The following is a 16,695-nucleotide window of genomic DNA, read 5'->3' on the forward strand; positions in this document are numbered from 1 at the left end:
GCACGTGTATCCACGGCCTCCTTTTTTCGTCACCTCGACGAGATTCGCCGGAAGCGGCGGGACGCCCCGTCACAGACGCGGGTCCACCGGCTCCGACTCCAGAGCGAGCACGCCGAACACCGCCTCGTGCACCCGCCACAGCGGTTCGCCGTCGGCCAGGCGGTCCAGTGCCTCCAGACCGAGGGCGTACTCACGGATCGCCAGGGAGCGCTTGTGGTGGAGGGAGCGGTGACGCAGACGGGCGAGGTTGTCCGGGCGGGTGTACTCGGGACCGTAGATGATCCGCAGGTACTCGCGGCCGCGGCACTTGATGCCGGGCTGGACCAGCCGGCCCGTCTCGCCGCGCACCAGCGCGCCCAGCGGCTTGACGACCATGCCCTCGCCGCCGCGCCCGGTCATCTCCAGCCACCAGTCGACGCCCGCCCGCACCGACTCCGGGTCGGCCACGTCGACGTACAGACGGCGGGTGGTCTGGAGCAGGCCCGTCGCGTCGTGCTCCACGAGCCGGTCGATCAGCGCCAGTTGCCCGTCGTGCGGCAGTGCGGCCAGGCTGCGGCCCCGCACGGCCAGGATCTGGAACGGCGCCAGGCGGACGCCGTCCAGGCCGTCGGTCGGCCAGCAGTAGCGGCGGTAGGCGGCCGTGAACGCGGTCGCGTCGGCGGCCCGTTCACGCTGCCGGCCGATCAGGTCCGTCACGTCGACACCGCGCGCCGCGGCACTCTCCAGGGCGGCCAGCGCGCCCGGGAACACCGCGCCGGAGGCCGCGCCGACCGCCGCGTACTGCGAGCGCAGCAGCCCGGACGCCTTCAGCGACCACGGCATCAGCTCGGCGTCGAGCAGCAGCCAGTCGGTGTCGAGGTCCGCCCACAGGCCCGCCTCGGTGGCCGCCGTGCGCAGCCGGCCGAGTATCTCCTCGGTGACCGACGGGTCGTCGAAGAAAGGGCGGCCCGTGCGGGTGTAGAGCGAACCGGTCGCGCCGTCCGCTCCGAACCGCCCGCGCGCCGCCTCCGCGTCGCGGCAGACCAGGGCCACCGCCCGCGAGCCCATGTGCTTCTCCTCGCACACGACCCGGGCCACCCCGTCCTCCCGGTACTGGGCGAACGCCTCCTCCGGGTGCTCCAAGTAGCCGTCGGCCCTCGAAGTCGCCGTCGGCGCCATGGTGGGGGGCAGGTACGGCAGCAGCCGCGGGTCGACCGCGAAGCGGCTCATCACCTCCAGGGCCGCCGCCGCGTTCTCCTCGCGCACCGCGACCCGCCCGGCGTGCCGGGTCTCGACGCCCCGGCGGCCGTGCACGTCACCGAGGTCCAGCGGACGCCCTTCGTGCCCGCCCGGCGCCTCGGTGCGCAGCGGCCTGGCCGGCTCGTACCAGACCCGCTCGGCCGGTACGTCGACCAGTTCCCGCTCCGGCCAGCGCAGCGCGGTCAGCCTGCCCCCGAACACCGCGCCGGTGTCCAGGCAGATCGTGTTGTTGAGCCAGGTCGCCTCCGGTACCGGGGTGTGGCCGTAGACCACGGCCGCCCGGCCGCGGTAGTCCTCCGCCCACGGGTAGCGCACCGGCAGGCCGAACTCGTCCGTCTCCCCCGTGGTGTCGCCGTAGAGCGCGTGCGAGCGCACCCGGCCCGAGGTGCGGCCGTGGTACTTCTCCGGCAGCCCGGCGTGGCTGACCACCAGCCGCCCGCCGTCGAGGACGTAGTGGCTGACCAGACCGTCGATGAACTCCCGTACCCGTGCCCTGAACTCCTCGCTCTCCCCCTCCATCTGCGCGATGGTCTCGGCGAGTCCGTGGGTGTGCTGGACCTTGCGGCCCTTGAGGTGGCGCCCGTACTTGTTCTCGTGGTTGCCCGGCACGCACAGCGCGTCGCCCGACTCGACCATGGACATCACCCGGCGCAGCACACCCGGGCTGTCCGGGCCGCGGTCGACCAGGTCGCCGACGAAGACGGCGGTACGGCCCTCGGGGTGCGCCCCTTCGGAGTAGCCCAACTTGGCGAGCAGCGCCTCCAGCTCGGCGGAGCAGCCGTGGATGTCGCCGATGATGTCGAACGGCCCGGGCAGGTGGGTGAGGTCGTTGAAGCGCTTCTCGGTGACGACGGACGCGTTCTCGACCTCCTCGGCTCCGCGCAGCACGTGCACCTTGCGGAAGCCCTCGCGCTCCAGGTGCCGCAGGGAGCGCCGCAGTTCGCGGGTGTGCCGGCGGATCACCCGGCGCGGCATGTCGGCCCGGTCGGCGCGGGCCGCGTTGCGCTCGGCGCACACCTCCTCCGGCACGTCGAGCACGATGGCGATGGGCAGCACGTCGTGGCTCTTCGCGAGGTCGATCAACTGCCGCCGGGCGTCGGGCTGCACGCTGGTGGCGTCGACGACGGTACGGCGGCCGGCCGCCAGGCGCTTGCCGGCGATGTAGTGCAGCACGTCGAAGGCGTCGCGGGTGGCGCCCTGGTCGTTCTCGTCGTCGGAGACCAGTCCGCGGCAGAAGTCCGAGGAGAGGATCTCGGTGGGCTTGAAGTGGCGCCGGGCGAAGGTGGACTTGCCCGAGCCGGAGGCGCCGACGAGGACGACCAGCGAGAGGTCGGTCACGGGCAGGACGCGTCCTCGTGGTGTCGGGGTCTGTGTCTCGGTCATGCCGCCTTCGCCTCCTTCTCGCTGTCTGTGTCGTGCTTGGTGGTGCCGAGGGTGAACACGGCCATCTGGGTGGGCGGTCCGACCTCGGGGTCGTCGGGGCCCACAGGGCGGAACCCGACGTCGTAGCCGTGGCGTCCGGCCACGGTGTGCGCCCACTGGCGGAACTGCTCGCGGGTCCACTCGAAGCGGTGGTCGCCGTGCCGGGCGTGCCCGGCGGGGAGGGTTTCCCAGCGGACGTTGTACTCGACGTTCGGGGTGGTCACGAGGACGGTGCGGGGGCGGGCGGCGCCGAACACCGCGTACTCCAGGGCGGGCAGCCGGGGCAGGTCGAGGTGTTCGATCACCTCGCTGAGCACGGCGGCGTCGTAGCCCTTGAGCTGCTTGTCGGTGTAGACGAGCGAGCCCTGCCGGAGCGTGACGCGGGCGGCCTGCCGCTCGCCCATCCGGTCCAGCTTCAACCGCCGGGCGGCGATGGTGAGGGCCCGTACCGACACGTCGACGCCGACGATCTCGGTGAACCGCGCGTCCCGCAGCAGGGCCTGCACCAACTGGCCCTGTCCGCAGCCGAGGTCGAGGACCCGGGCGGCCCCGTGCTCGTGCAGCGCGGCGACGATCGCGTCCCGTCGCCGCACGGCGAGCGGCGTCGGCTTCTCCTCGGTCCCGGTCTCCGCGGCCACGGCGTTGTCGAGCTCCTCGACCCCGCTGTCGTCGGCCTCGGCCAGCCGCACCAGTTCCAGGCGCTCCATCGCCTCCCGGGTCAGCGACCAGCGGCGCGAGAGGTAGCGGCTGGTGATGAGCTTCTGCTCCGGGTGCGCGGGCAGCCATCCCTCGCCGGCCCGGAGCAGCTTGTCGACCTCGTCGGGGGCGACCCAGTAGTGCTTGGCGTCGTCGAGGACGGGGAGCAGTACGTAGAGGTGGCGCAGGGCCTGGGCGAGGGTGATCGCCTCCGACTCCAGCACGAGCCGTACGTACCGCGAGTCGCCCCATTCGGGGAACTCCGTGTCCAGAGCGACCGGTTCGGCGGTGACAGTCCAGCCGAGCGGTGCGAACAGGCGCTGCACGAGGGCGGGGCCGCCGCGGGCCGCGACCGCCGGTACCTCGATGCGCAACGGACGGGGTTGGGACGGGAGTTCGGGGCGCGCGCGGCACACCCCGTGCAGGGCGCTGGAGAAGACGGCGCTCAGCGCCACCGCCAGCAGTGAAGAGGCCGCGTAGGGGCGGTCGTTGACGTACTGGGCGAGCGCCGTGTCGGGGGCGCCGCCGCGTCCCTTGGCCTTGCCGCGCCGGACCAGGGCCACCGTGTCGACCTCCAGGAGCAGCGCCGCCGTGCAGCGCAGATCGTCCGCCTCGGGGTAGAGGACGTGCGCGGTGCCGTAGGAGGTGGAGAACGCCTGCGCCCTGCCGGGATGCTTGTGCAGCAGGAAACCGAGGTCGGTGGCCGGGCGTTCGGGCGTGCCGGTGGTGGTGATGGTCAGGAACATGCGGAGGGCCTCTCCGGCTGGGTGGACGACTGGGGTGCCGGGTACGCCGGAGCCCCCGAGGACCATGGTCCCGGGGGCCCGGCAGGACGACGCCCTCACCTTCGCACAGGGGGCCGGACCTGTGCCTTCCAATATTCGCCGCCCACTTCCCCCTGGCCGCGGGGTCGTTGTCAGGGGGCAGGGGAAACAGCCGGGACCGCGGCCGCGGTGGTGCCGGTGCGAGACCGTCCGGGAGGCGATCAGTGGTGGAGTGGATGCCGCGCGAGGAATGGGTGAGGACGCAGCCGCAGGCACTCCTCGCCGCGTGTGTGGTGGTGCTTGACGGCGACGGCCGCGTCCTGCTCCTGCGCTACGGCTCCGGGCAGCCGGGGGCGGGGAGTTGGTGGCTGCCCGGCGGGATGCTGGACCACGGCGAGGACCCCTGGACGGCGGCCCGGCGGGAGATGCGCGAGGAGACGGGTCTCGAACTCGGGCCGGTGCCGCGGCTGATCGGCGTGGACCACCGCGTGGACGTGCTGGGCACCGGCCCGGTCCTGGACTGCTTCTTCTACGGCGGCACGCTGCCCGGCGGCGCGGACACGGCCGTGCGGCTCAGCGCCGAGCACGACCGGCACGGCTGGTTCGCCCCGGCCGATCTGCCCGGCGCACGGCTCGCCGCCGGTGCGCAGACCCTCACCGCGCTGCACGGGGCGGCGCTGAGCGCGTCGGCCGTGTGCCTGCGCGAGGGCAGGCCGTGGGCGTGACGCCCGGCCCGCGCACGGCCTGCCCCTGCTGTCAGGACAGCTGCGACTGCACCTGGCTGGAGATCAGTTCCAGGTGGTCGAGGTCGGACAGGTCGAGGATCTGGAGGTAGATCCGGCCGGCGCCGATCGCGGCGTAGCGGCCGATCCTGTCGACGACCTCGGCCGGGGAGCCTGCCAGGCCGTTGGCCTTCAGTTCTCCGACCTCACGGCCGATCGCGGCGGCGCGGCGGGCGACCTCCTGGTCGTTCCGGCCGACGCAGACGACGAGGGCGTTGGAGTACGTCAGGTCGTCGGCGCCGCGGCCGGCCGCCTCGGCGGCGGCCCGGACCCGGCCGAACTGCCGCTCGCTGTCCTCGACGGAGGCGAACGGGACGTTGAACTCGTCGGCGTACTGGGCGGCGAGCCGCGGTGTGCGGGTCGCTCCGAGCCCGCCGACGAGCACCGGGACCTTCGCCTGCGCGGGCTTCGGCAGCGCAGGCGACCCGGTCAGCTCGTAGTAGGTCCCGCGGAAGTCGAAGGTCTTGCCGGCCTCCGTCGCCCACATCCCCGTGACGATGGCCAGTTGCTCCTCCAGGCGGCCGAACTTCTCCTTCGGGAAGGGGATGCCGTACGCCTTGTGCTCCTCCTCGAACCAGCCCGCTCCCAGGCCCAGTTCGACCCGGCCGCCGGACATCCGGTCCACCTGGGCGACCTGGACGGCGAGCACGCCGGGCAGCCGGAAGGTGGCGGCCGTCATCAGGGTGCCGAGCCGGATGCGCTTGGTCTCGCGGGCGAGTCCGGCCAGCGTGATCCAGGCGTCGGTGGGTCCGGGCAGGCCGTCCACGTCTCCCATGTGGAGGAAATGATCCGAGCGGAAGAATGCGTCGAACCCGAGGTCCTCCGTGGCCTTCGCCACGGTGAGCAAGGTGTCGTAGGTCGCCCCCTGCTGGGGCTCGGTCAAGCATGGCTCATGCACCATTACCTGCCCCCGACAGATGCAACACCTAAGCCTTGGCAGGGCAGCTATCATGATGGGAACACGGTGAGTTGGGTTCGTCGCTCGATGACGTGACGCCCAGTCAACTCACGCTGCCGGGAGCAATCCGACGACTGCTCTAGCCGACAGCCTCTGAACGGCCCCTGGGAGAGCAAACCAGGGCTCACTACCACAAACAGGTACCCAGATATTGCAGTAGTACCTGAGTTTCAGCGTCGGATGGGACTCAGTTCGATCACTTAACGTGGTCGGACTGAGTGTGCCCGCGCATGAGGTTCGGCCTTTACCCGAAGGGAAGCCGCACCGTGGCGTCCGACGTCAGCCTCTGGATCATCACTTGGTTCGGAGTCCTCGCTGTGTTCATCTACGCGCTCAAGGGTCTCCTTGATCAACTTCCGTCGCTGGTCGACTCCTGGCGCCGCTTCAGGAAGTCACTGCGGAAATGACGCTGGGAGACGCGTAGGTCCGGGGCCCCCGGATGCGGGGCCCCAGAGTCACCCGCGCATCCTGCCAATGTGCCGGGCTTGGCTTCATGGACACCGTCGCTGCCAGCCATCCGTCCATCGGGGACCTTAGCTACTGGCCCATCTGCGTCCCCGACCGACGGTCCGGACAGGGTGGCTGGCATCTCCCAGGGCCGCTGTCCGTCCTGCCCGCAAGGCAAGCAACGCACCGACAGTCGTCACAGTCATGCCGCCAACAGCGCGGATGGATTCTGCGAACGCGGCTTGACGATGCAAGTCAAGCCTCATTCACAGACTTTCCCTCCGCCACTGGTCGGCTGCGTCCCCAACGGATCGGGGATTCTTGGGGCAGCACCCAACTATGCTCCGGAGGCTTCGCGCAGTTCACCATGTTCATCAAGGAGCCAACTGCTGCCGGCAGCGTCAGTGAAGGTCACGACCGGGCGGTTGTTGTCGACAGTCACTTGGGAACCCCATGAAGGGGACTCGAACCGCGCGGTGTGACCGGCGCCCACAATGTGCAGCGGAACAACGCGGCGGCCGTTCTCGGGCATCTCAGCGGCTTCGAGGATCACCGCCACTCCCGCGTTGTACGCATCACCGAAGCGGACCAGCACGTCTCGGATGGGCTCATCGCTACGATTAGCGATGTCGACGTGCCACCGGTCGTACCCTTGCAGCTCGATGTCCAGAGCGCTGCGGGGTCCCTGGCTCCCGCCGAGCTTAGGGAGCATTGCAATCCGCTTGGCCTGACGTGTCCGCCGCTCTGCTGCCAGGGCTCGGAGTTCGGCGCGTTCGAGCTCAAGAGTGGCTGACTGCTCCGCGATGAACACTCGTTGTTCGGCGATCTGGTCTCGCTGACTCTTGAGCGTCCACAGCGTGGCCCCTGCGGCAATCGCGGCAAACGTCGATCCCACCCACGTGGCCAGATCCCCTGCGTCCATCCCGTCCCCCTGCTGGATGCCTGCTCAGCTGATTCTGCGGCACCCTATACGACCACCAGCATGTTCAACAGCGAGGCTGGCTACACCTCGAGGGCGCCTGCCAGGCAACTACCGCCCCTGCGGCGCCCGATGAGGGCCCCAGAACTGCCCGCGTCAACGAGATCCTCCCTCATCACGACACCAATTCGATACTGCTTTCGAATTGACTGAACATCATCAGACTCAGGGGAGTCGCCAGACGTCGGGCGGGCGCCACCATCCGAGACTCGCCATCTTTCGACAATCAAGGGCGACCATCTGCCGCCACGCGTACCATGTCGGACAGTTGGCAACACGCGTCACGGTGGCTCACCTGCTTCAGTGCCTGCCCCGGGGCCGTGCCGCGATGCTGGGGGGTGTACGGCGCTGGGCGGTAGGACACTGTCCTCTGATGGAGGACATCACGCCATCAAGGGCTTCGCTTTTCAGTTCGATGCATCATTGCTGCAAATCCTCACGAACCCTGGTGCAGCCGTCGAGATCGAGGGCGCACAGGATATCGGCGTTCACACCTTCCATATTCAGGTCAAACACAGAAGCACCCCCTATAGCCTTTCGCGGATCGCGCCAGCGGTGCAGCAAATGATGCGCCAGTTCGCCGCGGACAATACGGCCAGATTTGCGCTCTACGGATATTTTCCCGACCGGACTCCTGGCGAGACATTGCGGATCAGCAGAGAGGAGCTAGAAACCGCACTCGGAGAATTTTCTAACGACTACAAAAATGACATCAAAGATTGGTTCACGAAATCTTTCGAGGTGATTTTCGCCCCGGACTTCGTATCGCAATTCACTACAGTCCTTGATCATCTCAAGAGAACGCTTCGAGCACGGAACGAAGCGGAAGCCTTTTGTTGGCATGCGGTAATCCATGGATACCTGCGTGATGTCATCCTGAAACGGCCACCTGGAGACCGGACAATCACCCTTCGCGACCTGAGGGACCTAGTACATCAGGCTCGCACAGCCGTTTTCGAGGCCAGTTACGCTCAGGTCTGCGGTCACGATAAGTACTTGAGACTGCTTCGCGAGGAATACAAAAGCGTTGCCGCACATGTGTCCCCTCGAGAGCGACTCCTCATCATCGAATGCGACGATCAGACTCACCCGCTGGATCTGGTCGACGTTGCGCTCTGCCTCCGTCGTCGATACTTCGCCGGCGAGTCGCCAGCACCGTACGTGTGCTTCCGCGGGCCTATTGGATTGATCTCGATTAAACACGCTCTTTGGCAGCAAAGAGAGCACTTCCATGACGGGTTTGACTATGGCGGCGCCGAGTTCAGTTTCCAAAGTCTGGTTTCCCCGCATCTCCCTGGCCATGGAATCAAGCTGGTCGATTACTCTATTTTGACGCAACTGGTCGACCATGTGAAAATGAACGAAGTGCACGACTTCTACCTCACCGAACCAGCGGATAATCCATTCCGTGACGCCAGGGTGCGGCATGTAATCATTCAGTCACCTTCTGATCTGTGTGAAGTCTTCAAGAGTGGGGGTAGCGGTGTCAAGCGCTGAGGTTGTAGGAGTTTATCCCGACCGCATCAAAATCGCTGTCACCGACATCAAGGAGCTTTCCGAGGGAGATCCCCTCAAAGTCGGCTCATATTTGCGAGTATTCGACAGCGCCGACTGTTCCATCATCGCTATCATTGAAAACTTCTCAATCGAACTCAAGCCAGTCGCTTCGGGAAATGGGTCGGATCCTTCGGAGTACCAACGGGTGTACATTCTAGAAGCCCTACCTCTCGGGTTCCTCGACACAGACGGAAACTTTGAGCGCGGTGGAGGCAGCATCGCCATCCCTCCTAAATCGGTCGAAGTGGCAACGCGCAGCGAAGTCCAAAAGGTATACGACACCGTCCCAGACGAAAAGAAATTCTTGTTTGCTCGTCTGGCGCACGAGCGTCACGTGGATGTCCCAGTTGACGGAGACAAGTTCTTTAACCGCCACCTCGCGATTGTTGGGTCCACTGGATCTGGAAAGTCACACGCGATGGCTAGGATCATTCAAACCGCAACCGGTATGAGAGATTCTCGACATGGAGATTACCAGCTCAACAATACGCACATCGTAATTTTCGACATTCATTGCGAGTACCAGACCGCTTTTCCTGACGCGAACTTTCTAAATGTCCATCAGCTCACGCTACCGTTCTGGTTGCTGAATTCCGAGGAACTACAAGATCTCTTGATTGAGAGCAGTGAGGAGCAATCGCACAACCAAGTCGCCGTGTTGAAGCGCACCGTAACCGACAGCCGACGAGCGCATTTTGATGGCGAAGAGAAGCTGAGGGAGCGCATTCACTACGACTCACCCCTTCGGTTTGACTTTGAAGATGTATTGACGGCGATCCGCAACAAAAACGAAGAGATGATCGACGGGGCGCGTGGCCCAAAGCAAGGGCAACTGCACGGAAAGCTGGATAACTTCCTCACTCGCCTGGAGAATCGCTTTCATGACCGCAGGCTTGACTTCTTGATGGGGAAGCGAGCAAAAGAAACAACTCTTGAGGAGACTCTGAGACAGTTCACCGGTTATACCGCTGACTCTACATCCAATGTAACGGTGATTGACCTCAGTGGTGTCCCTTTCGAGGTCTTGAGTATCACCGTTTCACTCATTTCTCGGCTTCTTTTTGACTACGCTTACTACTACAAGAAGACGCATCCTGAAATGCGAACCGATACCCCACTTCTAGTGGTGTACGAGGAAGCTCACAAGTACGTCCCGAAGGGCGGGCCAGCAAAATATAACGCCGCCCGGACGGCAATTGAGAGGATTGCAAAAGAGGGACGCAAGTACGGCATCACGGCTGCAATTGTCAGTCAAAGACCATCGGAGATCTCTGAGACGATCTTTTCTCAGTGCAGTAATTTTCTAGCAATGCGGTTGACTAACCCTGAGGATCAAAACTATGTGAAGCGACTGATTCCTGACTCTCTCGGGCCATTGACGCAGTCACTACCCATGCTTTCCTCGGGTGAGGCACTGCTCATCGGAGACGCCGCCGTCATGCCTTCGCTCGTACGCTTGGAGGAAGCTCTGCCCGTGCCTTCTTCAAGCGACGTGCGATACCTTCAGGAATGGGTGCGCCCTTGGCACGACGTACTGTTCCCACCGATTGTTGCTGACTGGGAGCACTAAGCGTCACGCGATCGGGAATCGCAACAACAGCCCCAGGTGGCTCGTCCGGAGCAAGTACATGACCACGCTGTCTCAAAACGGCAGCTCTGGTTTGGACGCGCCTCGCTTGATGGCCATGACCTGTTCGTGAAAGTCACGCGTGGATGCCTCACGTGGGTACCGGGATCGCAGTTCTTTGTCCAGCTCGTCAGCGACTAAAAGCAGGGACGGCAGCGACTTGCGGTCCGCTTCGAGTGCTGTGGTTCCCATACCAATGGCTTCTTCTATATCGCCGGTGCGAGCGGCAGCGACTCCGAGGGTGAGGCGCGCCTCTGCCGCACGCATGGGGGAGATTTCGGTGCCGTCGGGGCCGGTGCTCATGCGGATGACTGACCGTGCGTGGGCGGCGGCGCGTTCGTCGTCTCCGAGGAGACGGTAGGCGTCCATCTCATAGAAGTCCCACTTGTCGGGGTCGATGATGAAGTGGTGTTCCGGGTGGTCCGGGCGGGGGAGGCGGTCCAGGCGGGCGCGGCCGGCATCGAGGGAGTCTCGGACCAGGCGGCCGTCTCCCATACGGGCGGCGGCTCGGGCCTTGTGTGCGTAGAGCTGGACGCCCACGGAATGGGTCTGGTCGGCGATGTGGCCGGCCTCGACTGCTTCGAGCATGTCTTGCCAACGGCTCTGGGTGAGAGCGAACCAAGCCTCGATCTCCCATGCCCACGCCATGATCTCGCCGTGGCCAGCCTCCTGGCCGATGCGAAGTGCGGCGGTCTTGCTGAGGTTCGCGGCCTCGCGCTGGCCACGGTCGTACTGGACGCAGGCGTTCAGCAGGAACAGCCATCCAGTGTCGACGAGTAGTTCCCGGTGCTGGCGGAGCGTCATCCGGCCTTCGAGCTGCTTGGTGACGTACTGGAGACCGTTGCGAGTGCGCTCGTGGAGGTAGTCGGCATCGGCGTACGGGTAGGAGCGGGCCAGTTGGTCGATGCCCTGTTCGATCGACTCCAGGGCGGCGCTGTTGATGCTGGACATCTCGGTGCGGCGGAGCATCTCGGCGATGTCCCACAGACCGGCTCCGCCTTGTGCGATCAAGGCGCTGGGGTCGTCTGTCGGGGAGCTGGTGGCTGGCCGTTCCAGCTCCCATGGGCGGGGGGCGAGTCCCGCGAGATGGCCGGGGATGCGTAGGCCGTCGACGACTTCGAGGATCTTGTAGTGCTGGGTGATCCGCGGGCGGACGCCCTTGCCGTCGGTCTCGGGGCGGGCCATCTTGCCGATGTGTTCGCGCTTGTATCCGACAGCTTCGGAGATCTTGGCGTAGCTGATGTGGCCGTGCAGCTTGGCGAGTCTGAAGACTTCGCCGAAGTCGTGGTTGCCGATTGCCGACCGTACGTCCGCGCGTTCCAGCACGTGCGGCGGCAGAGCTGCCGGTGTGGGTGCTGCCTCGGTCATCTCACTTCCCCATCGTGATTGACCTGACGCTCTTCGTCAGATCGGCTCTCTCGATCTGCACTCACGTCCTGACGCCGAGTGTACCGGTGAGGGGGGGGTCCCCAAGAGGGGGGAGCGGCACGTGGGTTGACGGGTGCACCCTCGTCACCTGCCGGGAGGGCCCCGGTGAGCGTGACGTGAGACAGGACCCATTCATGGACGCGAGAAGAGCGCGATCGCAAGCGCGCTTTGCGAGTGAACTGGATGCGTATGCGCACTGGTTCATCGCGCCGGACCCCTCGTCCGGTGGGCACTACTTGACGCTGACGCTCTTCGTCGACTGCGGCAACGCGGTACGCGTCGCGCGTGACCAGACGGCCGAGTTCCTCCGGGGCGCGGGCCACGAAGACGTGGTGGATGACGCTCGCCTGATCGTGTCGGAGCTGGTGGGAAACGTGGTGAACCACGTGGTGCCGGAACGCTCTCTGGCCTGTCCCGGCAGCTCCCGTCGTGTCGATGTCCACTTCAAGGTATGGCCGAAGTGGCTGTTCATCGGAGTCGCGGACGAGGACTCGTCACCGCCGCTGCTGCCACTTGGTGACACGTTCTGGCCTGGCCTGATGGAAGGACTGTCGGAAGCGGTCTTACCCGACAGCGGCCGGGGGCTGCTGATCGTGCAGCGCTTGGCGGCGGCGGTGTGGTGGATGCCGGAAGACCGTGGCGGCAAGACCGTGTGGTGCCGCCTCGACCTCGATGCCGAGACCCGGGGCCAGGCGTCTTGTTGATCTCCGGCTGCCATTGCGCGTCTCGCTCTCTGACGATCGCGCGGCAGTCGGGCGCCGGAAGCTAGCTCATCCGGCGTACACGGCGTGGCTCCTGGGACCAACCGCTGAGATCCCCGCTCAGCGCTCAGGGGCCACGCTGCACAACCGAAGACCGAGACCGGGCCACCCCATCAGCCCTGGAAAGCGAAGGGTGGCCCGGTTGGGGAACGCGAAGATCCCCGGTGCCTGATGGTACCGGGGCCTTCGTGCTGTGTATCTGCCCTGGACCAAACAGAGTTGACGACCCGTTATCTAGATCAGGGCAGAGGTGGGATACGTGGGCGGCTCCGGTGAGGGCTGGCTGAGTGACGGTCTCGACGACACGGCGTCTGCGGCATCCGGCTTGTGGGTGCGAGGCGTCGACTACATGGCGGGCTGGCGTGTGGCGCGTGAGTCCGCGGACCGGCTGAATCGGGCGTTGCTCGGGGCGGGGTTCGAACCGTCCGAGGTACGGGCGGTCGCCTCGACAGACGCCGAGGGGCGCGGTGTCGTGCGTGTGGCCTGCTGGCCGGACGCCGTGGAACGGCTTGCCGGGCTCCTGGAGGCGCTGCCCCCTCGTGACGGTGGTGCGCGGTGAGGGGTGTTTCCGCTGGTGAGTGGCGCGCTTGGGCACGTCGTCGGCCGGAGAGATTTTGGGCGGTAGCTGCCATGGGGCGAGTGAACAGGGGGCCTTACGCTCGCCCGGCGAATCGGGCAGGTACTGGACCTGCCCGGTGTGGTGCCCGATCGGCCCCCTGTTCTTCGAGGCTCGCCCCATGGGAGCTGCCTAAAATCTCTCCGGCCGACGACCCCCAGCCCTACGGGCTCCGGCCCTCGGCGGCCGGTTGTCGCCTCGACTCCTCGGCCGTGCTGCGGTGGGGGGCGTCCGGCGACCGGACGGGACCGGCGGCCACGCCGCACGCCCGGCCGGGGCGGCCGGGCGGCCCGGCGCGCCGCAGGCGCGCCCTTGAGGAAGTGAAGGCTGTTTCGACCGATGGGCGCTGCTGCTCAGGTGCGGGAGCGTCGAACGGGCTGCTTGTCGGCGGTGAGCCGGTAGGTGAGTTCGGCGCGGTCGGCACCGATGCGGAGTTCTTCGAGGATCAGGGGCCGGTCGTCGGTGTCGTGGGTGACGCGGGACAGATGCAGGACCGGGGTCGCGTCGGGGAGCTGGAGGGTGGTCCGCTCGTCGGGCAGGGGCATGCGGGCCCGTACGGTCTCGGACCAGGTGAGTGTGTGTCCGCCCTCGGTGAGCAGGCGGTAGAACGCGGCCGGGCGCTTGCACGGCTCTTCGGCGAGTGGCGGGAAGCTGTCGGCCACGGCGAACGGGATCAGCGTGCGGTGCATCGCGCGGGTGCCCGTAGCTGGGTCGAAGAGCAGCCGGTCGCAGCCGAAGAGGGCTTCTTCCTCACCGAGCTGGAGGAGTCGGGCGGTGGCCTTCGTGGTGTGGGTGCGGTAGCTGCTGGGCTCTTCGGCCTCCTGCCAGACATCGCCGTTGGGCATCACGAAGTTGCCGTCCGCGGTGCGGCTGATGCGGCGCTCGATCGTCAGGGCGGGCTGGCCGGCGGAGCGTACGAAGCTGCCCTTGCCGTGGCGGACGTCGATCAGGCCTTCCGCGCGCAGCGCCGCAATCGCGTTGCGGACCGTGGGACGGGAGACGGCGTAGCGGGCCATGAGCTGGGCTTCGGACGGCAACAAGGAGTCGGGCGCGAACTCACCCGACAGGATCGCCTCGCGGATGGCGCCGGCCACCTGCTGGTAGAGGGCTCCGGGACGCTGGATCTCGGTCATCTCGGCATCTCCGAGTCGGTGTCGTAGGCACGTCGCACGCGCGACATCACTCGTCAGCATAAGTAGTTGCATCCTCGCCGTACAGGACTTCATAGTCGTAACTCGTAAGGACAAGTGACGTCAGTATCAGATTGATGTCGTGACTGGCCAGGGAGGCCAAAGAATGCAGTCCATTCCCGTGGACACGGCGCGGCTCGGCGTACTGCGGTGCGCCATCGCTCCCGAAGTGAAGATCAGCAACTCCGAGACACAGGAGGTGAAGAGGGACCGGGACGGCAACCCGGTCTACACCGTGGCGGTCACCGTGCGGCAGGACCGGCGGCGGATCTCCGTCATCGAGATCGCCGTCAGCGGTCAGCCGACCGGCATCGAGGAAGGGCAGATCGTCAAGGTCACCGGCCTGACCGCGTTCGCCTGGGCCATGGGTGACCGGCACGGCCTCAGCTTCCGCGCGGACGCCATTACACCCGTGCCCTCGACCGGGGCACAGCGCAAGGGCGGCGAAGCGTGATGGCGCCCTACATCATCTCCTTCGCCCTGGCCGTGCTGGCCTGGATGCTCGTCGTCGGCGACCTGGTGCGCCGGCACCGTCCGGCCTGGCACTGGTACCTCGTCGGCTATCCGGTGACCGTGTGCCGGGTGCTGTTTACCTGGCGCCGGGTCGCCCTGCTCAACGATCTGTCGGTGTCCCGGCTTCCGGCACGCACACTCATCGGTCACCTGCTGGTCAAGGGTGATCCGGTGCGGCCGGTGGCTCCGCGGCTGTCGTTCCCGCGGCCCACGCGGCTGGGCCTGACCGTGGTCGTGCGGCTGCACGCGGGCCAGACCCCGGCGACCTACATGCAGGCGGCCGACGCGCTCGTCCACGCGTGGAAGGTTCACGCGGTCCGCGTCACCTCCCCGGAACGGGGCCTCGTCCTGCTGACCGCGATAGCCAGTGACCCGCTTCAATACCCCGGCTTAGCCACCGCACCTACTGAGTTACTGTCCGCGCTGATCGGCGCGCGGGAGACCGGCGGCGCCTGGATCATGGACCTGCGCCTCGTGCCGCACTGGCTCATCGTCGGTGCCACGCGGTCCGGCAAGTCCACCCTGCTGGCCCGACTGATCACTCAACTCGCGCCGCAACCCGTCGCCCTGGTCGGCATCGACTGCAAGGGCGGCATGGAACTCGGCCTGTTCGGCGGACGGTTGTCCGCGCTTGCCACCTGCCGCCGCGAAGCGGTCGCAGTCCTGAGCGCGCTCGTCGTCGACATGCAAGAGCGGATGAGCGCCTGCCGGTCGGCCGGGGTCCGCTCGGTCTGGGAGCTCCCTGACACGCTGCGGCCGGTCCCGGTCGTCGTGATCGTCGACGAGATCGCGGAGCTGTATCTGTCCGACGGGACCCGTGAGAGCAGAGCGGAAGCCGAACAGTGCTCCACGCTGCTGCTGCGCCTGGCCCAGCTCGGGGCCGCGCTCGGCATGCACCTGGTCGTCGCCGGCCAACGCGTCGGCTCCGACCTCGGATCCGGCGTCACCGCCCTGCGCGCCCAACTCGGCGGACGCATCTGCCACCGCGTCAACGACCCCGGCACGGCAGAAATGACCCTCGGTGACCTGAACAAGGACGCCGTGGCCGTCGCGCAGGCGATCACGGCGGAGGAACGCGGCGTGGCCGTCTGCACCGGACCTGAGGGCGGCTGGAGCCGTGCCCGCTCCCACCTCACCTCGACCGGGGAAGCCGTGGTGATCACGAAGAAGTACGCGGCCACCACGCCGGAACTGCCCGCCGTTGCCCTCGCTCTCGCAGTTGTCGAAGGGAACTCCGAATGATCAGCACCGGAACAGCCGTGTCCCTCGTGGTGGTCTTCGGGATCATCACCTTCCTCCTCGTCCGCTCCCGCGACGTACGGGCCTGGGAAGCCGTCTGCATCGTCCTGTTCGGCATGTACCTCGGCCAGACCCCGGTCAGCCTCACCATCAACGGCTTCACGACCTGGGTCTTCAGCGGCTTCGCCCACTTCTGAGCAGGAAGGACGTACACCACCATGCCCATGAGCCGTGTGAGGTGCCCCGTCTGCAAGGGCGAAGGGGCCCGTAGGACCTGGACCGGACGGCGTCACCGCTGCCGCGTCTGCCGGGGTACCGGCACCATCCGCTGAGCCCACGACCGACGCGCCCGACCACGCAAGGAGCGATCCCCATGACCGACCGCGCACCGCCCGCCAACCCCAGAGCCGCTTCGGCGGCCCACACTGGAAGGTCACCCCCATCACGCCCGAGTACACCCCGGCTGACAGGCGCGCC

The 16,695-nt window shown here is 66.7% G+C and carries 15 protein-coding genes; 9 read left to right on the forward strand and 6 right to left on the reverse strand.

What is annotated here, in order from left to right:
* Positions 1-69: 69 nt before the first annotated feature.
* Together ACF09J_RS18670 and ACF09J_RS18675 are read right to left on the reverse strand one after the other, a co-directional pair.
* Entirely contained in the window at positions 70-2,622 is a 2,553-nt protein-coding gene (locus ACF09J_RS18670) for a polynucleotide kinase-phosphatase (protein ID WP_392306507.1), read from the reverse strand.
* On the reverse strand, positions 2,619-4,103 hold the full coding sequence (locus tag ACF09J_RS18675) for a 3' terminal RNA ribose 2'-O-methyltransferase Hen1 (RefSeq protein ID WP_392306508.1): 1,485 nt from the start codon (positions 4,101-4,103) through the stop codon (positions 2,619-2,621). Before ACF09J_RS18675 ends, ACF09J_RS18670 begins: the two co-directional genes overlap by 4 nt.
* A gap of 272 nt (positions 4,104-4,375) precedes the next feature.
* Between ACF09J_RS18675 and ACF09J_RS18680 the strand changes: the two genes are divergently transcribed.
* Positions 4,376-4,846, forward strand: a complete 471-nt coding sequence (locus ACF09J_RS18680) for an NUDIX hydrolase (RefSeq protein WP_392306509.1) — start codon at positions 4,376-4,378, stop codon at positions 4,844-4,846.
* Between the two features lie 31 nt (positions 4,847-4,877).
* Here ACF09J_RS18680 and ACF09J_RS18685 read toward each other — a convergent pair whose 3' ends face one another.
* Complete coding sequence (locus ACF09J_RS18685; protein ID WP_392306510.1) at positions 4,878-5,786, reverse strand: LLM class F420-dependent oxidoreductase; 909 nt, start codon at positions 5,784-5,786, stop codon at positions 4,878-4,880.
* A 305-nt stretch (positions 5,787-6,091) separates the two neighbouring features.
* On the opposite strand from ACF09J_RS18685, the gene ACF09J_RS18690 reads away from it, so the two are divergent.
* Entirely contained in the window at positions 6,092-6,268 is a 177-nt protein-coding gene (locus ACF09J_RS18690) for a hypothetical protein (protein WP_392306511.1), read from the forward strand.
* Between the two features lie 377 nt (positions 6,269-6,645).
* Here ACF09J_RS18690 and ACF09J_RS18695 read toward each other — a convergent pair whose 3' ends face one another.
* The gene (locus tag ACF09J_RS18695; protein ID WP_392306512.1) at positions 6,646-7,230 is read right to left on the reverse strand and encodes a hypothetical protein; all 585 of its coding nucleotides are present in this window, start codon (positions 7,228-7,230) and stop codon (positions 6,646-6,648) included.
* A 480-nt stretch (positions 7,231-7,710) separates the two neighbouring features.
* Between ACF09J_RS18695 and ACF09J_RS18700 the strand changes: the two genes are divergently transcribed.
* On the forward strand, positions 7,711-8,784 hold the full coding sequence (locus ACF09J_RS18700; RefSeq protein WP_392306513.1) for a hypothetical protein: 1,074 nt from the start codon (positions 7,711-7,713) through the stop codon (positions 8,782-8,784).
* Complete coding sequence (locus tag ACF09J_RS18705; RefSeq protein ID WP_392306514.1) at positions 8,771-10,414, forward strand: ATP-binding protein; 1,644 nt, start codon at positions 8,771-8,773, stop codon at positions 10,412-10,414. Before ACF09J_RS18700 ends, ACF09J_RS18705 begins: the two co-directional genes overlap by 14 nt.
* A 72-nt stretch (positions 10,415-10,486) precedes the next feature.
* Here the strand turns inward: ACF09J_RS18705 and ACF09J_RS18710 are convergent, their stop codons facing one another.
* Positions 10,487-11,839: a tetratricopeptide repeat protein gene (locus tag ACF09J_RS18710; protein WP_392306515.1), complete on the reverse strand. Its 1,353-nt coding sequence runs from the start codon at positions 11,837-11,839 to the stop codon at positions 10,487-10,489.
* Between the two features lie 194 nt (positions 11,840-12,033).
* Here ACF09J_RS18710 and ACF09J_RS18715 point away from each other — a divergent pair, with 194 nt between their 5' ends.
* Both ACF09J_RS18715 and ACF09J_RS18720 read left to right on the forward strand, forming a co-directional pair.
* Positions 12,034-12,603 carry an ATP-binding protein gene (locus ACF09J_RS18715; RefSeq protein ID WP_392306516.1) on the forward strand — a complete coding sequence of 190 codons (570 nt, stop codon included), beginning with the start codon at positions 12,034-12,036 and terminating at the stop codon, positions 12,601-12,603.
* Positions 12,604-12,919: 316 nt separating this feature from the next.
* Positions 12,920-13,219, forward strand: coding sequence for a hypothetical protein (locus tag ACF09J_RS18720; protein WP_392306517.1), 300 nt, complete (start codon positions 12,920-12,922; stop codon positions 13,217-13,219).
* Positions 13,220-13,629: 410 nt separating this feature from the next.
* Here ACF09J_RS18720 and ACF09J_RS18725 read toward each other — a convergent pair whose 3' ends face one another.
* Positions 13,630-14,409, reverse strand: coding sequence for a GntR family transcriptional regulator (locus ACF09J_RS18725; protein WP_392306518.1), 780 nt, complete (start codon positions 14,407-14,409; stop codon positions 13,630-13,632).
* A 163-nt stretch (positions 14,410-14,572) separates the two neighbouring features.
* Between ACF09J_RS18725 and ACF09J_RS18730 the strand changes: the two genes are divergently transcribed.
* From ACF09J_RS18730 to ACF09J_RS18740, 3 genes are read left to right on the forward strand one after another with little or no spacing between them, the layout of a single operon-like run.
* Positions 14,573-14,920 carry a hypothetical protein gene (locus ACF09J_RS18730; protein ID WP_392306519.1) on the forward strand — a complete coding sequence of 116 codons (348 nt, stop codon included), beginning with the start codon at positions 14,573-14,575 and terminating at the stop codon, positions 14,918-14,920.
* The gene (locus tag ACF09J_RS18735) at positions 14,920-16,221 is read left to right on the forward strand and encodes an FtsK/SpoIIIE domain-containing protein (protein WP_392306520.1); all 1,302 of its coding nucleotides are present in this window, start codon (positions 14,920-14,922) and stop codon (positions 16,219-16,221) included. The genes ACF09J_RS18730 and ACF09J_RS18735 overlap by 1 nt, the downstream gene beginning before the upstream one ends.
* Positions 16,218-16,415: a hypothetical protein gene (locus tag ACF09J_RS18740; RefSeq protein ID WP_392306521.1), complete on the forward strand. Its 198-nt coding sequence runs from the start codon at positions 16,218-16,220 to the stop codon at positions 16,413-16,415. The genes ACF09J_RS18735 and ACF09J_RS18740 overlap by 4 nt, the downstream gene beginning before the upstream one ends.
* Positions 16,416-16,695 lie beyond the last annotated feature (280 nt).

Origin of the sequence: Streptomyces sp. NPDC014889 (assembly GCF_043081205.1) — a bacterium.
GTDB lineage: Bacteria > Actinomycetota > Actinomycetes > Streptomycetales > Streptomycetaceae > Streptomyces.

Bases quoted from the DNA above. Each gene is read 5' to 3' on its own strand.
- ACF09J_RS18675 (WP_392306508.1), bottom strand. From the start codon at position 4,103: ATGTTCCTGACCATCACCACCACCGGCACGCCCGAACGCCCGGCCACC.
- ACF09J_RS18670 (WP_392306507.1), bottom strand. From the start codon at position 2,622: ATGACCGAGACACAGACCCCGACACCACGAGGACGCGTCCTGCCCGTG.
- ACF09J_RS18725 (WP_392306518.1), bottom strand. From the start codon at position 14,409: ATGACCGAGATCCAGCGTCCCGGAGCCCTCTACCAGCAGGTGGCCGGC.
- ACF09J_RS18690 (WP_392306511.1), top strand. From the start codon at position 6,092: ATGAGGTTCGGCCTTTACCCGAAGGGAAGCCGCACCGTGGCGTCCGAC.
- ACF09J_RS18730 (WP_392306519.1), top strand. From the start codon at position 14,573: ATGCAGTCCATTCCCGTGGACACGGCGCGGCTCGGCGTACTGCGGTGC.
- ACF09J_RS18740 (WP_392306521.1), top strand. From the start codon at position 16,218: ATGATCAGCACCGGAACAGCCGTGTCCCTCGTGGTGGTCTTCGGGATC.
- ACF09J_RS18710 (WP_392306515.1), bottom strand. From the start codon at position 11,839: ATGACCGAGGCAGCACCCACACCGGCAGCTCTGCCGCCGCACGTGCTG.
- ACF09J_RS18735 (WP_392306520.1), top strand. From the start codon at position 14,920: ATGGCGCCCTACATCATCTCCTTCGCCCTGGCCGTGCTGGCCTGGATG.
- ACF09J_RS18695 (WP_392306512.1), bottom strand. From the start codon at position 7,230: ATGGACGCAGGGGATCTGGCCACGTGGGTGGGATCGACGTTTGCCGCG.
- ACF09J_RS18715 (WP_392306516.1), top strand. From the start codon at position 12,034: ATGGACGCGAGAAGAGCGCGATCGCAAGCGCGCTTTGCGAGTGAACTG.